Consider the following 15,887-nt stretch of genomic DNA (forward strand, 5'->3'; position numbering starts at 1 on the left):
CCGCATACGGAGTACGGACGGGGCGTGCCGTACCTCTCAGGGATGCCGGGGAGTTCCCCCTGGCGGCAGCCTGCGGCACCGGGCGGTCCGTTTAGGGTCGAGTCATGGATGAACCGACTTCCCGGTGGCGGCGCCGGCTGCCCCGTACCCCAGGGCGCTGGGCCGCGGTCGTCGCCGCCCTCGCCGTGCTCGCGGGGGCCGGGACCTGGACCGCCGTCGCCGACGACAGTGTCCCGCCCGTGCACCGGCAGGGCCGGATGATGAAGATGAACGGGGTGTCGGTCGACACCTCGTACTTCACGTCCGGGGGCACGCAACGACGGCCGGCCGTCCTCATCGGGCACGGCTTCGGCGGCAGCAAGGACGATGTGCGCGGCCAGGCCGAGAAGCTGGCCGCCGACGGATACGCCGTCATGACCTGGTCCGCCCGCGGATTCGGGAGAACGGGCGGCGAGATCACGCTCAACGCCCCGGACGCCGAGGTCAAGGACGTGTCCGGACTCATCGACTGGCTGGCGGACCGGCCCGAGGTGGAGCTCGACGCGAAGGGCGACCCGCGCGTCGGTGTCACCGGCGCTTCGTACGGCGGGGCGGTGTCGCTGCTCGCCGCCGGGTACGACGACCGGGTCGACGCCATCGCACCGGTGATCAGCTACTGGAACCTCGCCGACGCGCTCTTCCCGGACGGGGTCTTCAAGAAGCTCTGGGCCGGGATCTTCGTCTCCTCGGGCGGCGGCTGCGAGAGGTTCCAGAAGCAGCTGTGCGACATGTACGAGCGGGTCGCCGCCAGCGGGAAGCCGGACGCGGCCGCGCGGAAACTCCTGGCGGAACGTTCCCCCGAGGCCGTCTCGGACCGGATCGACGTGCCCGCGCTCATCCTCCAGGGGCAGAGCGACTCGCTGTTCCCCCTCGGCCAGGCCGACGCCATGGCCAAGGCCATCAAGGCCAACGGCGCGCCCGTGTCCGTCGACTGGATCGCGGGCGGGCACGACGGAGGGGACGACGAGGGCGAGCGCATCGAGGGCCGGGTCGGTGACTGGTTCGACCGGTATCTGAAGGAGGACAAGGGCGCCGACACGGGACCGGGGTTCCGTGTGACCCGGACCGGCGGCGTCGACTCCACCGACGGCGCCGCCCTGAAGCGCGGCGCGAGCAGCGCCACCTACCCCGGGCTGAGCAGCGGTGGACGGAAGATCGCCCTCACCGGGGCGGGGCAGACCCCCGCGACGGGCGGCGGACTGGACGCGACCACCGGCGGGGGACAGGACGCGCCCGCGACCGGCGGGGCCCAGGACGCGCCCGCGGCCCGTGGCGCGCAGGAGGCGTCCTCGGACGGTCTGACGCAGACCTTCCGCAACCCCGCCGGGGCAAGCCCACCCTCCGTCTCCGCCCTCCCCGGCATCGGCGGCGGGCTCTCCCAGCTGTCCTCGGTCGGCGTCGGGCTCTCCCTCGACTTCCCCGGGCAGTACGCGCGTTACGAGTCCGCCCCGCTGGACAGCGCCGTGCACATCACCGGCTCGCCCACCGCCCGTGTGAACGTGACGGCGGACCACGGCGACGCCGTGCTGTTCGGCAAGGTCTACGACGTGTCGCCGGACGGGAAGCAGCAGGTGCTGCCCTCGCAGCTCGTCTCGCCCTACCGGATCACCCCCGACGAGCAGGGCAAGCCGCTCGATCTGAAGCTGCCCGCCGTCGACCACGAGGTCGACGCCGGCCACCGCCTGCGCCTCGTGCTCTCCGCGACGGACCTCGCCTACGCCTCACCCGCCGAGCCCGCGACGTACACCGTCTCCCTCGACGGGGCGCTGACCGTCCCCACCGCACCCGCGGTGAAGACCGCCGCGGCCACTCTGCCCTGGTGGACCTGGGGGCTCCCGGCCGCCGCGCTCGTCATCGCCGCCGCCCTGCTGTTCACCGGGCGCCGGCGCACCGGCACCCCGGCGCCCGACCCGGCGCTGACCGGGGTGCCGCTGGAGATCACCGGGCTGTCCAAGAAGTACGCGAGGTCCAGCGACCGGTACGCGGTGCGCGACCTGGGCTTCCGCGTCGAGAAGGGGCAGGTGCTCGGTCTCCTCGGCCCGAACGGCGCGGGCAAGACCACCACCCTGCGCATGCTGATGGGGCTCATCACGCCCGACGCGGGTGAGATCCGGGTCTTCGGCCACGCCATCCGGCCGGGCGCCCCCGTGCTCTCCCGGGTCGGGTCCTTCGTCGAGGGTGCCGGCTTCCTCCCGCACCTGTCGGGCCGCTCCAACCTGGAGCTGTACTGGCAGGCCACCGGGCGGCCCGCAGACGACTCCCACATCGACGAGGCCCTGGAGATCGCCGGACTCGGCGACGCCCTGGCCCGCGCGGTGCGCACCTACTCCCAGGGCATGCGGCAGCGTCTCGCCATCGCCCAGGCCATGCTCGGCATGCCGGACCTCCTCATCCTCGACGAACCGACCAACGGCCTCGACCCGCCCCAGATCCGTGAGATGCGGGACGTCATGATCCGGTACGCGGCCGGCGGCCGGACCGTGATCGTCTCCAGTCATCTCCTCTCCGAGGTCGAGCAGTCCTGCACCCACCTGGTGGTCATGGACCGGGGCCGGCTCGTCCAGGCCGGTCCCGTCGCGGAGATCACCGGCGAGGGCGACATGCTGCTCGTCAGCACGGACGCCGAGGTGACCGACGCGCTCGTGGGCAAGGTGGCCGCCCTCCCCGGCATCGGCTCCGCCGTCCGCCTGGACGAGGGCAACGGGCTGCTGGTCCGCCTCGACGGCGCCACCACCGCCCAGCTGGTCGCCGAACTGGTGCGCCTCGACATGCCGGTGACGGGTGTCGGGCCGCACCGCCGCCTGGAGGACGCGTTCCTCACCCTCATCTCCCAAGGATCCGCATGAGTTCCGCGACAGAGCTCCAGGCCCTCGCCGACGCCCCCGGCTACCACCCGCGCCGCACCCTGCCGCTGCGTGTGGAGGCGATGCGGCAGCTGCGCAGGCGCCGCACCCTGCTCATGGGCGGGGTGCTGGCGGCCCTGCCGTTCATCCTGATCATCGCCTTCGCGGTCGGCGGCACGCCGGGCGGCGGTGAAGGGGGCGGCGGGACAGGCTCGCGGATCAACCTCATGGACGTCGCGACGGAGTCCGCCGCGAACTTCGCGGCGACCTGCCTCTTCGTCTCCGCCGGCTTCCTGCTGGTGGTGCCGGTCGCGCTGTTCTGCGGGGACACCGTGGCCTCGGAGGCCAGCTGGTCATCGCTGCGCTATCTGCTCGCGGCGCCCGTGCCCCGGGCCAGGCTGCTGTGGAGCAAGCTCGTCGTGGCGCTCGGCTTCAGCCTCGCCGCGATGGTGCTGCTGCCGCTCGTCGCCCTGGGCGCGGGAGCGGTGGCGTACGGCTGGGGGCCGCTGAAGCTGCCCACCGGGGGCGCGCTCGCCACCACGGACACCCTGCCGAGGCTCGCGCTCGTCGTCGCCTTCGTCTTCGTGTCCCAGCTCGTCACCGCCGGGCTTGCGTTCTGGCTGTCGACGAAGACGGACGCCCCGCTCGGCGCGGTGGGCGGCGCGGTCGGACTGACCATCGTCGGCAATGTCCTGGACGCGGTCACCGCGCTCGGCACCTGGCGCGAATTCCTGCCCGCACACTGGCAGTTCGCCTGGGCCGACGCTCTACAGCCCGATCTGGAATGGGGCGGGATGGTGAAGGGCGCCGCGGTGTCGGTGGCCTACGCCCTGATCCTGTTCGCGCTGGCCTTCCGGGGGTTCAGCCGTAAGGACATCGTGTCCTGACCCGTGGGGCCGGCGGGTTCTCCTGCCGGACCGTCCATGTCGGAGGCTGCTGATAGAACGGTGTCCATCCGCCATCGAACGGGCCGTCAGGAGATCCGTCTTGTCCTATGTCGATCATGTCGAGCAGTTCCACGGGCTGCCGTCCTTCACCTTCCCGTCGTACGCGAACCCCGCGGACCTGCCGGCCGCGGACGCCGTGGCCTGGCGCCTCCACTGCGGCCCGTACACGACCGACGAGAGCTCCGGTTCCTATTGGAATCGGTTCACCGAGTCGGTCGAACCGGAGAAGATACGGGCGCTGATCTTCGGCAATCCGTGGGATGGGAGCAGCCCCAAGGAGCTGCTCGCCCTGCGGTCCCGGTTCACCGGGCTCGAAGCGCTGTTCCTCGGCGACCTCGTGAACGAGGAAGCCATGATCTCCACGATCCAACTCGGCGATCTCACGGAGCTTCTCAAGGCGTTCCCCGGGCTGCGGGAGCTGGCCATGCGCGGTGGGGACCCCCTGGAGTTCCCGGTGACGGGCCACGAAGGACTCCGGGTCCTGCGCGTCGAATCGGGTGGGCTGTCCGGCGAGGCGGTGGCCCAGATCGTGGCCGCGTCCCTGCCGTCGCTCGAACACCTCGAACTCTGGCTGGGCGACGACTACTACGGCGGCGGTGCCAGGGCCGAGCACCTGGCCCCGCTGCTCGCCTGCACCGACAGGCCCGCGCTGCGCCACCTGGGGCTGCAGAACAGTACGGTGCAGGACCACTTGGCCGCGGCCGTGGCCTCCGCGCCGGTCGTGCGCGGGCTCACCTCGCTGAGCCTGTCGATGGGCACCCTCGGGGACAAGGGGGCCGAGGCGCTGCTGAGCGGGCAGTCGCTGTCCCACCTGCGGGAGCTGGACCTCTCGCACCACTACCTCAGCCAGGACATGATGCTGCGGATCTGGACGGAGCTGGAGCCGCAAGGGGTGCGGGTGAACCTGACCGACCGGCAGGAGGAGGACGAGTACGAGGACGACGAGTACGACGAGGACTTGGATGAGTGGGCCGGCAGATACGTCGCGGTCTCCGAATGACCGCGGTCCAGGTCCCCGCCCGCCCCGCTCTCCCAGCCGCAGAAGAAAGGCCCGCACGATGACCGACACCGACACCCCCACCGCCCAGGCTCCGGAAGACGCCGTGCTCACCAGCCGTGAGCTGGACGGAAAGCAGCCCGTGCTGGACCCCGGGAAGCAGGTCGCGTACGGACGAGTCCTGTACACGGCCGCCCTGCTGGGGCGGAGCCCCGCGCAGGTCGTCGCGCGGCTGACCGCCCTCGGGTACGCCGACATCCAGGACGCCGGCCGCCCGTTCCCCGAGGCCGTCGCCCTCGACGACGCCGTCCTGGTCAAGCGGGAGGACCAGGACGCCTGGCGGTACCCCTGGATCGACGTCGCCGAGCCCGTCTCCCTGCGCCGGGTGTTGGAGACCGCGGAGCACACCGGACGCGCCCCCGCCGACGTCGCGCGCCGGCTGACCGCCCTCGGCTACCGGCTCGGCGGCAGCGGGCCGTTGCCCGAGACCCCGGACCCCCGTGACGTCGCGCTGATCCGCTCCGACGCCCGTGGCTACGGCACATGGCTTGACTGGGGCGACGAGGTCTCCGCCGGACATGTGCGGGGGGCCGCCGCCGCGCTGGCCTGCAGCCCGCACACCGCCGCCGTGCGGCTGGCCTCCCTCGGCCTCCGGCTGCCGTACACCCCCGATCCCGACGACGAACGGCTGTTGAGGGTCAGGGACGTCCCCACCCCCCGCTGGGCCGGCCGCTACATGGACCCGCCCCTGGGCCACGTCCTCACCGTCGCCAGGGAGACGGGGCGGAGTGCGGCGGAGATCGTGGCCCGCCTGGAGGTGCTGACGGCCGGCGCACCGGGCGGATCGGTGCCCGAGTCCCCGGACGAGGACGACTTCGTCATCCTCAGCGAGAACCTCGACGGCCGTGAACCCTGGCTGCGGGAGAGCACCGTCAATGGACTGCGGATGGAGCACATCCTGCGCGCGTCCCTCGTCACGGGGCGCGGCACCGCGGAGATCGCCGCGCGGCTGACCGAACTGGGCCACTGGCTGCACGACGACGCGAAGCTCCCCGGGACAGCGGACGAGGCGGACATCAGACTGCTGGAAACCGTCGACCGTTCGTTCCGGGACAACGTCCACCTGGAGCACGTCCTGCGCAGCGCGAGCCTGACGGGCCGTAGCCCGGCCGACGTCGCGGCCCGGCTGACGGAGCTCGGCTTCGAGCTCCCCGACGAGGTGGCGTACCCGGACGTGCGAGGTGTCCTCGCCGCCTCCTGACGTACGTCATCGGTTCACGCCAGGTGGAACACCTCGGTCAGCGGGACCATGGCCTCGTCGGCGGCCTCCGGCTGCTCGAAGAACCCGGCCATGTCCCGCTGCCACCGTGCGTTGACCTCCGTCGCCGCCATCGCGTCCCGGGCCGCGTCGAAGTCCTCCGTCTCCAGATAGCCGACCAGCAGGCCGTCCTCCCGGAGGAACAGCGAGTAGTTGTGCCAGCCCGCCTCGGACAGGGCGGCGAGCATGTCGGGCCACACCGCCGTGTGGCGCTCGCGGTACTCGTCCTTGCGGTCCTCACGGACCTTCAGCAGAAAGCAGACGCGCTGCATGGAGCCGGCCCCTCCGGTCGGAAGTCGAACGGTCGGAAGTCGAACGGTCAGAAGTCGAACGTGTCGATGTTCTTGGAGTCGAAGACGGTCGGCTCGCCGAGGATGACCTCGCCGTCCTTGCCGATGGTGTACTCACCGAGCTTGCCCGCCTTGAACTTCTCGCCCTCCGCACCGCTGATCTGCCCCGACGCCAGCGCGGCGGCCGCGTACGAGCCGAGGTAGCCGAGCTCCTCCGGGTTCCAGAGGGAGAACTGCTCGACGGTGCCGTCCTTGACGTACTTGCGCATCTGGTTCGGCGTGCCGAGGCCGTTGAGCACGACCTTGCCCTTGTACGAGGAGTCGCTCAGATAGCGTGCCGCGGCGGCGATGCCGACCGTCGTGGGGGAGATGATGCCCTTCAGGTCGGGGTAGGCCTGCATGAGGCCCTGTGTCTGCTGGAAGGACTTCTGGTCGGCGTCGTCGCCGTACGCGACCTTGACCAGCTTCATGTCCTTGTACTCGGGGAGCTTCAGCTCCTCCTTCATGGAGGCGATCCAGGTGTTCTGGTTCGTCGCGTTCTGGGTGGCCGACAGGATCGCGATCTTGCCCTTGAAGCCGATCTGCTCGCCGAGGTGCTGGACCAGGCTCCGGCCGATCTCCTCGGAGCTCGCCTGGTTGATGAAGAGCTGACGGCAGTCCTTCGCCGTGTCGGAGTCGTAGGCGACGACCTTGATGTCCTTCTTCATGGCCTGCTTCAGCGGGCCGCACACCGCGTTCGGGTCGTTCGCCGCGAGGAGGATGGCGTCCTGGCGCTGCTGGATCAGGGTGTTGATGTAGGAGACCTGCGAGGAGGCGCTCGCGTCGGACGGGCCGACCTCCTTGCCCGTGCCGCCGTACTCCTTCGCCGCCGCGATGCCCGCCTCGTCGACGATCTTCTCGTACGGGTTGTTGATCTGCTTGGGCAGGAAGGCGAGCTTCAGGCCCTTCTTCAGCGGGGCGTCCGGGTCGGCCTTCGCGGAGCTCGCGGCCTTCGCACCCCCGCTCTTCTCGCTGTCCTTCGTGGTGCCGCCACAGGCGGTGAGGGCGAGGGCGAGAGAGACGGCGGTGGCTGCGGTCGCGACGGCGCGGCGCCCAGCGGCATTGCGGAGCATCATGGCGGCGTGTGCCTTTCGGAGAGGTGAGGGCGAGGTACGGGCGGGGCGAGGGGCGTTACGGCGTCACGCGCTACGACGGCGGGGGTGCGGGGATGTTCGCGGCCCGCCTGTGCCGGCGTTCGACGACGGTGGCGATGACCCGTGGGGTCAGGACGGACGCCACGAGCAGCAGCCCGGTCACGATGACCTGCACCTCGTTGGCGATGTCGTTGAGCGTGAGCAGGTTCTTCAGGAGGCCGATGAGCAGGACTCCGGCGACCGCGCCGAACAGCGTGCCCTTCCCGCCGTCGAAGTCGATGCCGCCGAGCAGGACGGACGCGATGACGAGCATCTCGAAGCCGAGTCCGTTGTCCGCGCGGGCACTTCCGTAGCGCAGGGTGAAGACGATGCCCGCGAAGGCGGAGAACAGCCCCGTCACGACGAAGAGCAGCAGCTTGATCCGCTTGACCCGGATGCCGGCGAAGTACGCGGCCTCCTCCTGGGCGCCGATCGCGAAGAGCGAACGGCCGAGCCCCGTGGCGTGCAGCACCACGGCGGTGACCACGGCCAGCACGATGAAGAGCAGCACCGGGTAGGTGAGGAAGGTGCCGGGGACGGTCGTGGTGTCGACCGCCCAGTCCGCGTAGACCTGCGGGAAGTCCGTCACCGCGTCGCTGCCGAGCACCACCGACGCCAGGCCCCGGTAGAGCGCCAGGGTGCCGATGGTGACGGCGAGGGACGGCAGTCCGACCCTGGTGACCAGCCAGCCGTTGAGGAGGCCTCCGGCGACGCCCACCAGCAGCACCACGGGCACGATCGTCTCGAAGGCCCAGCCCGCGTCCCAGAGCGCACCGGTCAGCGCGCTGCCGAGGCCCAGCATGGAGGCCACCGACAGGTCGACCTGCCCGGCGACGACCAGGAGGGTCATCGGCAGGGCGATGAGGGCGACTTCGGCGATGTCGTTGAAGGCGAACGCGAGGTTCTCGCCGGAACCGAAGCCCTCCGTGCTCGCCAGGCCGACGACGAGGACCGCCACCAGCAGGACACCGACCGCGGTGTCCCAGCGCAGTGCCAGGGCGCGTACGAGGGAGGGCTTCGTCGCGGCCCGCGGCGTGGGAGCCGTCTTGGTGTCAGGCGCCGTGGTCATGACGGGCGTTCCTCCTCCTCAGTGCGGCGGTCATCCGCAGGTTCACGATCCGGTCGACGCTGATGGCCAGCAGGAGGAGCGCACCGGTGATGGCGCCCTGCCAGAAGGCGTCCACCTTCAGTACGACCAGGACACTGCCGATGGTGGTGAGCAGCAGGGCCCCGAGCGCGGCGCCCCACACGGTGCCGGTGCCGCCGGTGATCGCGACGCCACCGACGACGACCGCGCTGACGACGGTCAGCTCCCAGCCGTGCGCGTTGTCCGCGACGACGGTGCCGAAGCGGGCCAGCCATAGGGCCCCGGCGAAGCCGGCGACGGCCCCGGAGAAGGCGTAGGCGGCGAGGATACGGCGGCGGATCGGGATGCCGGCGAGCCGGGCGGCCTCGGGGCTCGACCCGATGGCGTACAGCTCGCGCCCCGAGCGGTAGCCGCGCAGGAAGTACGCCGTCGCCGCCAGCAGGACCAGCGCGATCAGCGGCAGGTACGGGATGCCCAGCACACTGCCGCTGCCCAGGCCCAGCACCGCGTCCGGCACATCGGACGCGCTGATCTGCTCGCCCTTGGCCCACCAGTAGTCGACGCCCTGGATGATGTAGAGCATGCCCAGGGTCACCACGAGCGCCGGGACCCTGCCGAAGCTGACGAGGGCGCCGGAGACCAGGCCGCAGACCACGCCGATGGCGATACCGAGCAGCATCACGCTCAGCACACCGTGGTCGCTCCCGGAGACGAACTCGCCGCAGGCGAAGGCGGACAGACCGACGACGGAGCCGACCGACAGGTCGATGTTGCGGGTGATCACGACGGCGGATTGGCCGACCGCGAGCAGCACCAGGATCGACGCGTTGAGCAGCAGGTCCTTGATGCCCTGGTCGGACAGGAAGCGCGGGTTGGCGAGGTAGGTGCCGAGGATCAGCAGGGCCAGCGCCCCCGCGATGGAGATCTCCCGCGCCCGGAAGACCGTGTCCACGAGGGACGAGGCGCTGCGCTCCGGCGCCTTCGGGGCGTCAGGGGGGCTCTTCTCGATGGTGCCGGTCATGCCGCCGCCCTCTCGTTACGTCCGGTGGCCGCGGCCATGACCGATTCCTCGGTGGCGCTCGCGCGCGGGATCTCGGCGGTCAGCCGGCCCTCGTGCATCACGAGCACCCGGTCGGCCATGCCGATGACCTCGGGAAGGTCGGAGGAGATCATGAGTACGGCGAGGCCGTCGGCGGCGAGCGCGGAGAGCAGCCGGTGGACCTCGGCCTTGGTGCCGACGTCGATCCCGCGGGTCGGCTCGTCGACGATCAGGACGGCGGGCCCGGTCGCCAGCCACTTGGCCAGCACGACCTTCTGCTGGTTGCCGCCGGACAGCACGCCCACGGTGTCGGCCAGCCGGTTGTACTTGAGCTGGAGCCGCACCGCCCAGTCGGCGGCCCGCTCGTGTTCCAGCGCCCGGCTGACGAGCCCTCGTTTGCGGACATCGGCCAGCCCGGTGAGGCCGATGTTGCGCTCGATGGACATATCCATGACCAGTCCGCGTTGGCGCCGGTCCTCGGGTACGAGCGCGAGCCCGGCGTCCATCGCGGCGGTCGGCGAACCGGGGCGCAGCACCGTGCCGGCCACCCTCACCTCGCCCGCGTCGGCGCGGTCGACACCGAATACGGCCTGGGCGACCTCCGTGCGTCCGGCGCCGACGAGCCCGGCGAGCGCGACGATCTCGCCGCGGCGGACGTCGAAGGACACATCGCGGAACACACCCTCGCGGGTCAGCCGGTGCACGGACAGGGCGACTTCGCCGGTCTCGGCGTCCTGCTTGGGGTAGAGGTCGTCCAGGTCACGGCCGACCATCCTGCGCACCAGGTCGTCCTCGGTGATCCCCTCAAGCGGCTCGGAGGAGATCCACCGGCCGTCGCGCAGGGTCGTGACGCGCTGGCACAGCTCGAAGATCTCGTCGAGGCGGTGCGAGATGAACAGCACCGCCGCGCCCTCGGAGCGCAGCGTCCGCACGACGGAGAACAGCCTGGCGGTCTCGCTGCCGGTCAGGGCGGCCGTCGGCTCGTCCATGATCAGGACGCGGGCGTCGAAGGAGAGTGCCTTGGCGATCTCGACGATCTGCTGGTCGGCGATCGAAAGGCCGCGGGCCGGGCGGTCGGGTGCCAGGTCGACGCCGAGCCTCCGCATCAGCCCTGCGGTGGTGTCGTGCACGGCTCTGCGGTCGATCCGGCCCAGGGACCGCCGGGGCTGTCGGCCCATGAAGATGTTCTCGGCGATGGACAGGTCGGGGAAGAGCGTCGGCTCCTGGTAGATGACGGCGATGCCGGCGTCGCGGGCGTCGGCCGGGCCGTGGAAGACGACGGGCCTGCCGTCGAGGAGCACCTCGCCGCTGTCCGGGCGGTGCACCCCGGCGAGTGCCTTGATCAGCGTCGACTTGCCCGCGCCGTTCTCACCCGCGAGTGCGTGGGCCTCGCCGGGGAACAGCCGCAGGGACACGTCCTGCAGGGCCCGTACGGCGCCGAAGGACTTGCTCACGCCCTTCAGGGCCAGGACGGGGGCCACCGGGTCCGGGGCCGGGGCGGACTGGTTCATGGGAGCTCCTCAGCGGAGGGACTGTTCCGCTCCACCCGCCGTGAAAGGTGAAAGGCGAAAGGCGTGAAAGGTTTCAATGAGGTTGCTCGGAAGCTAAACGGGGATTGTGGGCGCCGTCAATGGGTTGATGGCGGGGAGTTCCAGGAAAAGGGGCAAGATGCGACCCACGTGGGGGGAGTGGGAAGGCGCTCTTGACAGTCTTCGGGGCGGGCCACTATCTTCCGAGCGCTTGAATCGATTCACATAACGGTCGCGTATCGCTCCTGCCTCGCTCCCTCCACGCGTGTGCCGCGTGTCAGAGGCCGGCGGCTGCGGGATGGCGGGGCCCGAGAAGGACCACGAGCCCAGCCCTGCCGGGCACCGCCACCGGGACCCGGTGCCAGCCCGCGCGCCGGTAGAAGCGCAGCGCCGCATCGGCGTGTACGGACGTGAGCAGCCAGCACCGCCCGTCCGGGTGGGCGGCCGCGGTGACCGCCGACAGCAGGGCAGCGCCCAGCCCGGTGCCCCGCGCGTCGGGGGTGACGGCCAGCTCGTCGACCTCCAGCGCACCGCACAGCCAGTCCGCGACGCGGTCGGGACCGAGCGCCTCGGCGACCTGGCCGTAGCTGCGGCCCGTGGGGAAGGTGCCGGGCGTCGTCCAGGCGGTGGCGAAGCCGCCGACGGTGTCGCCGTCCAGGGCCAGCGCCGCGGTGAACCCGGGGCGCGCGGCGTCGGCGGCGAGCCGGTCGAGGTACAGCGCGCCCGCCGAGGGGTCCTCGTCCCACGGGGGCCGCGAGAACACGTCCGCGTAGGCCCGGCGAATCCCCTCGGCGTACGCGGGCAGACCCGCGCCCTCGACCAGCCGGACCCGCATGACCGCACCACTCCCCGTCCCTGGACCGTTCCCGGTCAGGATAGGACGCGGTGGTGCGGGTGCGGCGTGCCGTTCAGCCGTCCGGTCGCACCAGATGCGTGGTGAACCAGTCCCGGGCCAGATCCGCGGCCCGTTCCAGGGCGCCCGGCTCCTCGAACAGGTGCGTGGCGCCCGGGACGACCGCCAGCCGGTTCTCGCAGTGCAGCGCCGCCTGCGCCTGCCGGTTGAGGTCGATCACCGTGGTGTCGGCGCCGCCCACGATCAGCAGGGTGGGCGCCCGTACGGTGGACAGGTCGGCCCCGGCCAGATCGGGGCGCCCGCCCCGGGAGACCACCGCGCCCACACCCGAGTCCGACGCGGAGGCGGCCCGCAGCGCTGCGGCAGCGCCCGTACTCGCGCCGAAGGTGCCGACCGGGAGCGGCACGCGGCTGCGCGCCCAGCGGGTGGTGTCCGCCAGCCGCCCCGACAGCAGGCCGATGTCGAAGACATTGGCGCGGTAGACCTCTTCCCCGGGCGTCAGCAGGTCGAAGAGCAGGGTGCCCAGGCCGGCGCGGTTCAGCGCCCCGGCGACCGCCCGGTTCCGCGGGCTGTTGCGGCTGCTGCCCGAGCCGTGGGCGAACACCACGAGCGCCCGCGCGTCCTCGGGAAGCGTGAGGTCCCCGGGGAGCGGGACCCCGCCCGCGTCCACCTCGACCTCCTCGGCCGTGGCGGCACTTCCGGCGGCCCGCGCCAGCAGGGAGACGACCTCGTCGTCCGAGGTCTGGGAGAAGTCCCGGTACCACTCACCCACGGCGGAGAAGAGCTGCGGGGTAGAGAGGCAGACGACCTCGTCCACGTCCTCGCGCAGCGCGGCCGCGACATCAGGTGACGCGACGGGCACGGCCAGCACGACATGGGCGGCACCCTGCGCCCGTACCACCTGGCAGGCCGCTCGCGCGGTCGCTCCGGTGGCGACCCCGTCGTCCACGACGACCACCGTGCGCCCCTTCAGCGGCAGACGAGGCCGGCCCTCCCGGTACGTACCCGCCCGTCGCAGGAGCTCCGCCTCCTCGGCGCGCTCGACGGACGCGAGGTCCTCGTCACCGACCCCGGTGTGGCGGACGATCTCGTCGCTGATGACCCGGGCCCCGTCCTCGCCGATGGCGCCGAACCCCAGTTCCGGGTGGTAGGGCACCCCGAGTTTGCGGACCACGATCACATCGAGCGGGGCGCCGAGAGCCTGCGCCACCTCGTACGCCACCGGGACCCCGCCGCGTGGCAGCCCCAGGACGACGGGATCGCGCCGCTCCAGGTGCCGCAGTGCCACGGCGAGCCGCCGCCCGGCATCCGTGCGGTCGGTGAACAGCACGGGGGTTCACCTCCAACGGGGGGGAAAGAGCGGAACACGCATGCGTGACCCCGTTCCCGACGCAACCGCATGTGCGCCGGTCGGGCAAGTCGGGGGGAGCCGGCGCACCGGGGCCTTCACCGGCACCGGCACCGGCGCCGGTGTCGCGGGGTGTGCCGGTGCTACGAGATGGCCCGGAGGCGGCCGTGCGGCGGCAGACCGCGGAGCCGGTCCACGGCCTGTGCCGTCGCCTCGTCCGCCGGGAGGAGGACGACCAGCTGCTGGGAGTCCGAGGAGAGGTCGAGCGTCTCGCGGCGCAGCCGGAGCCCGTACCCGGAGGGGTGGTCGAGGCGCAGGACCCCGCGCCGCGGTACCTCATGACGGTTCGTACGGCGGGTGAAGTCGGGGCCGGCGGCGGAGGCGAGCTCCGCGGTGAACCACTCGAAGTCCTCGATGGAGGGCCCGAGCCACAGGTCGAATGCCTGCTCGTCCGCGACGGCGTCCCAGTCGGCGAAGAACGTCCGGGCGCGGGGGTCGGTGAAGACGTAGCGGGTGAGGTTCGGGGCGTCGCCGTCGAGCAGCCCGGTCCCGCTCGTCACCGCCTCGTACGCGCTGGTACGGGCCAGGATGTCGCCCAGCCGGTTGGTCACCATCGCTATGCCGGGTTCGAGGAGGCCGAGCGTCTCCAGGACCGGGGGGCGGAGCTCGCGCGGCGGTGGGGCGGGCCGGGTGTGCGCGGTGCACTCACCGCCGGTGATCTTCGTGAGGTGGCGCAGATGGTCGCGCTCGGACGAGTCGAGGCTGAGCGCGTCGGCGATCGCGTTGACCACCGTGACGGAGGGGTTGCGGTCACGGCCCTGTTCCAGGCGGGTCAGATACTCCACGCTGATACCGGCACGCCCGGCGAGATCCGAGCGCCGCAGCCCCGGCGCCCTGCGGCGGCCGTGGTCCGGCAGGCCCAGCGACCGCGGCTGGATACTGTCGCGCTTGGCCCGGATGAAATCTCCCAACGGCGTCCCCATGCTTGGAGGATATGGCGGTCGCCCCCCGGCCGCCGAGCGCTCAGCGTGGCCCTGTGGGGGCCAGCCTGGGCACGGTCTGGCTGGAGCCCCGGTCCTGGCCGACGGTGGTGCGTATGGACAACAACACGTACAAGCTGGCGATCCTCGTCGGAAGCGTCCGCGAGGGACGGTTCGGCCCGGTCGTGGCCTCCTGGGTCGCCGAACAGGCCGGTGAGCACGGCGCTTTCGACGTGGACGTCGTCGATCTGGCCGATGTCGACATCCCGTTGGAGCTCCCCGCCGCCTCGCCGAAGTACGCGGGGGACGACTACCCCCGCCCGGCCGGGATGGCGCCGCTGACGTCCGCGCTGGAGGGCGCCGACGCGTTCGTCGTGATCTCGCCGGAGTACAACCACAGCTACCCCGCGTCCCTGAAGGCGGCCATCGACTGGCACTTCACCCAGTGGACGGCCAAGCCCGTCGCGTTCGTCAGCTACGGAGGGGCGGCGGGTGGCCGGCACGCGGTGCTGCACCTGGAGAACGTGCTGACCGAACTGCACGCCGTGACGATCCGGGACGGCCTCGCCTTCCCGGACTACTACACGGCGTGGGAGGACGGCCGGCCCCTCGACCCCGGGGCCCCCGGGTACGCCAGGACGCTGCTGGAGCAGCTGGCCTGGTGGGCGGGGGCCCTGCGGACGGCGCGGGAGGCGAATCCGTATCCGGCGTGACCGGCCCGGTGCGGTGGAGGCGTTCTCAGCCGAGCCGCTCGGACCAGTATCCGGCGGGGTCCGGAATGTCGTGCCGTACGACCCGGGACCGGGTGAGCAGCCGGTCGCCGCGGCGGACCAGTACGTCTTCGATGGTGGCGCTCGGCTCGAACGTGACGTGACCGGACTCGTCGGTGACGCTGACCAGGGACCGGAACGTCACCCGGTACGTCGTCCCGTCGACGACCCGGACCACCATCTTGTCGAACCAGTGCCGGAAGACCTTCACCCCGTAGTGCGAGACCCCGGCCCGGATCTCCGAAACGAGGCTCTGACGGCCCACCAGCTCCCAGCCGTCCTTGGCGTGTGCGTAGACGCCGTCCTCGGTGAAGGTGTGGGCGAACTCCTCGACCTTCCGGTCCTCCAGGAGCGGCATCTGGTGGGCGTAGAAGCTCTGGATCTCCACGTAGAGGTCGGCGGAGATGCGGGGTGGGGCGGTGTGCTGCGGTAGTGACACGGCGGACTCCTCCTGGTGGTGGGTGGCGGGCGGGCCTCCGCCAGGCTCGCGCGCCCGGCTCGACGCGCCGTCGGGGCAGACTCGACCGCACGGCCGCCCCTCCCCGGAACGGCCCGGCCCGGCGGTCCAGGGGCCGCCCGGCCGGGAGGTCCAGCAGCGATGGAGCGGTCTTCGAGCACCCGGCAGCACGCTGACGGGGCCATGTGGAGGCTCTTGTCGCAGGAGGTCATGAGGGT

Annotated in this window: 14 protein-coding genes; 5 read left to right on the forward strand and 9 right to left on the reverse strand. The window is 71.8% G+C overall.

Annotation, left to right across the window (positions count from 1 at the left end):
• The first annotated feature begins 104 nt into the window (after positions 1-104).
• The 4 genes from OG623_RS23305 to OG623_RS23320 all read left to right on the forward strand — a co-directional run bounded on the left by OG623_RS23305 (position 105) and on the right by OG623_RS23320 (position 6,087).
• The gene (locus OG623_RS23305; protein WP_406148976.1) at positions 105-2,885 is read left to right on the forward strand and encodes an alpha/beta fold hydrolase; all 2,781 of its coding nucleotides are present in this window, start codon (positions 105-107) and stop codon (positions 2,883-2,885) included.
• Positions 2,882-3,769, forward strand: coding sequence for an ABC transporter permease (locus tag OG623_RS23310; protein ID WP_406148978.1), 888 nt, complete (start codon positions 2,882-2,884; stop codon positions 3,767-3,769). Before OG623_RS23305 ends, OG623_RS23310 begins: the two co-directional genes overlap by 4 nt.
• Before the next feature lie 100 nt (positions 3,770-3,869).
• Positions 3,870-4,829, forward strand: a complete 960-nt coding sequence (locus OG623_RS23315; protein ID WP_406148979.1) for an STM4015 family protein — start codon at positions 3,870-3,872, stop codon at positions 4,827-4,829.
• A gap of 58 nt (positions 4,830-4,887) precedes the next feature.
• Positions 4,888-6,087: a hypothetical protein gene (locus tag OG623_RS23320; RefSeq protein ID WP_406148981.1), complete on the forward strand. Its 1,200-nt coding sequence runs from the start codon at positions 4,888-4,890 to the stop codon at positions 6,085-6,087.
• A gap of 14 nt (positions 6,088-6,101) precedes the next feature.
• Here the strand turns inward: OG623_RS23320 and OG623_RS23325 are convergent, their stop codons facing one another.
• The 8 genes from OG623_RS23325 to OG623_RS23360 form a co-directional block, all read right to left on the reverse strand.
• The gene (locus tag OG623_RS23325) at positions 6,102-6,416 is read right to left on the reverse strand and encodes an L-rhamnose mutarotase (protein WP_406148982.1); all 315 of its coding nucleotides are present in this window, start codon (positions 6,414-6,416) and stop codon (positions 6,102-6,104) included.
• Between the two features lie 47 nt (positions 6,417-6,463).
• Complete coding sequence (gene rhaS, locus OG623_RS23330; protein WP_406148984.1) at positions 6,464-7,549, reverse strand: rhamnose ABC transporter substrate-binding protein; 1,086 nt, start codon at positions 7,547-7,549, stop codon at positions 6,464-6,466.
• Positions 7,550-7,619: 70 nt separating this feature from the next.
• Positions 7,620-8,675, reverse strand: coding sequence for an ABC transporter permease (locus tag OG623_RS23335; RefSeq protein ID WP_406148985.1), 1,056 nt, complete (start codon positions 8,673-8,675; stop codon positions 7,620-7,622).
• On the reverse strand, positions 8,659-9,714 hold the full coding sequence (locus OG623_RS23340; RefSeq protein ID WP_406148987.1) for an ABC transporter permease: 1,056 nt from the start codon (positions 9,712-9,714) through the stop codon (positions 8,659-8,661). Before OG623_RS23340 ends, OG623_RS23335 begins: the two co-directional genes overlap by 17 nt.
• Complete coding sequence (locus OG623_RS23345; RefSeq protein ID WP_406148989.1) at positions 9,711-11,243, reverse strand: sugar ABC transporter ATP-binding protein; 1,533 nt, start codon at positions 11,241-11,243, stop codon at positions 9,711-9,713. Before OG623_RS23345 ends, OG623_RS23340 begins: the two co-directional genes overlap by 4 nt.
• Positions 11,244-11,538: 295 nt before the next feature.
• The gene (locus tag OG623_RS23350; RefSeq protein WP_406148990.1) at positions 11,539-12,096 is read right to left on the reverse strand and encodes a GNAT family N-acetyltransferase; all 558 of its coding nucleotides are present in this window, start codon (positions 12,094-12,096) and stop codon (positions 11,539-11,541) included.
• Between the two features lie 73 nt (positions 12,097-12,169).
• Positions 12,170-13,444: a phosphoribosyltransferase family protein gene (locus OG623_RS23355; RefSeq protein ID WP_406148991.1), complete on the reverse strand. Its 1,275-nt coding sequence runs from the start codon at positions 13,442-13,444 to the stop codon at positions 12,170-12,172.
• A 161-nt stretch (positions 13,445-13,605) separates the two neighbouring features.
• Positions 13,606-14,445 (reverse strand): helix-turn-helix domain-containing protein, encoded by an 840-nt coding sequence (locus OG623_RS23360; RefSeq protein WP_406148992.1) that lies wholly within the window; start codon positions 14,443-14,445, stop codon positions 13,606-13,608.
• A 113-nt stretch (positions 14,446-14,558) separates the two neighbouring features.
• Here OG623_RS23360 and OG623_RS23365 point away from each other — a divergent pair, with 113 nt between their 5' ends.
• Entirely contained in the window at positions 14,559-15,155 is a 597-nt protein-coding gene (locus tag OG623_RS23365) for an NADPH-dependent FMN reductase (protein ID WP_406151969.1), read from the forward strand.
• A 25-nt stretch (positions 15,156-15,180) separates the two neighbouring features.
• On the opposite strand, the gene OG623_RS23370 is transcribed toward OG623_RS23365, so the two are convergent.
• Positions 15,181-15,651 (reverse strand): nuclear transport factor 2 family protein, encoded by a 471-nt coding sequence (locus OG623_RS23370; RefSeq protein ID WP_406148994.1) that lies wholly within the window; start codon positions 15,649-15,651, stop codon positions 15,181-15,183.
• Between the last annotated feature and the right edge of the window lie 236 nt (positions 15,652-15,887).

This window comes from Streptomyces sp. NBC_01012 (assembly GCF_045162755.1).
GTDB lineage: Bacteria > Actinomycetota > Actinomycetes > Streptomycetales > Streptomycetaceae > Streptomyces.

What these genes read in the sequence shown, in the direction of transcription:
- OG623_RS23305 (WP_406148976.1), top strand. Translation starts at nt 105, where the DNA reads ATGGATGAACCGACTTCCCGGTGGCGGCGCCGGCTGCCCCGTACCCCA.
- OG623_RS23345 (WP_406148989.1), bottom strand. Translation starts at nt 11,243, where the DNA reads ATGAACCAGTCCGCCCCGGCCCCGGACCCGGTGGCCCCCGTCCTGGCC.
- OG623_RS23325 (WP_406148982.1), bottom strand. Translation starts at nt 6,416, where the DNA reads ATGCAGCGCGTCTGCTTTCTGCTGAAGGTCCGTGAGGACCGCAAGGAC.
- OG623_RS23320 (WP_406148981.1), top strand. Translation starts at nt 4,888, where the DNA reads ATGACCGACACCGACACCCCCACCGCCCAGGCTCCGGAAGACGCCGTG.
- OG623_RS23360 (WP_406148992.1), bottom strand. Translation starts at nt 14,445, where the DNA reads ATGGGGACGCCGTTGGGAGATTTCATCCGGGCCAAGCGCGACAGTATC.
- OG623_RS23335 (WP_406148985.1), bottom strand. Translation starts at nt 8,675, where the DNA reads ATGACCACGGCGCCTGACACCAAGACGGCTCCCACGCCGCGGGCCGCG.
- OG623_RS23350 (WP_406148990.1), bottom strand. Translation starts at nt 12,096, where the DNA reads ATGCGGGTCCGGCTGGTCGAGGGCGCGGGTCTGCCCGCGTACGCCGAG.
- OG623_RS23310 (WP_406148978.1), top strand. Translation starts at nt 2,882, where the DNA reads ATGAGTTCCGCGACAGAGCTCCAGGCCCTCGCCGACGCCCCCGGCTAC.
- OG623_RS23365 (WP_406151969.1), top strand. Translation starts at nt 14,559, where the DNA reads ATGGACAACAACACGTACAAGCTGGCGATCCTCGTCGGAAGCGTCCGC.
- OG623_RS23340 (WP_406148987.1), bottom strand. Translation starts at nt 9,714, where the DNA reads ATGACCGGCACCATCGAGAAGAGCCCCCCTGACGCCCCGAAGGCGCCG.
- rhaS (WP_406148984.1), bottom strand. Translation starts at nt 7,549, where the DNA reads ATGATGCTCCGCAATGCCGCTGGGCGCCGCGCCGTCGCGACCGCAGCC.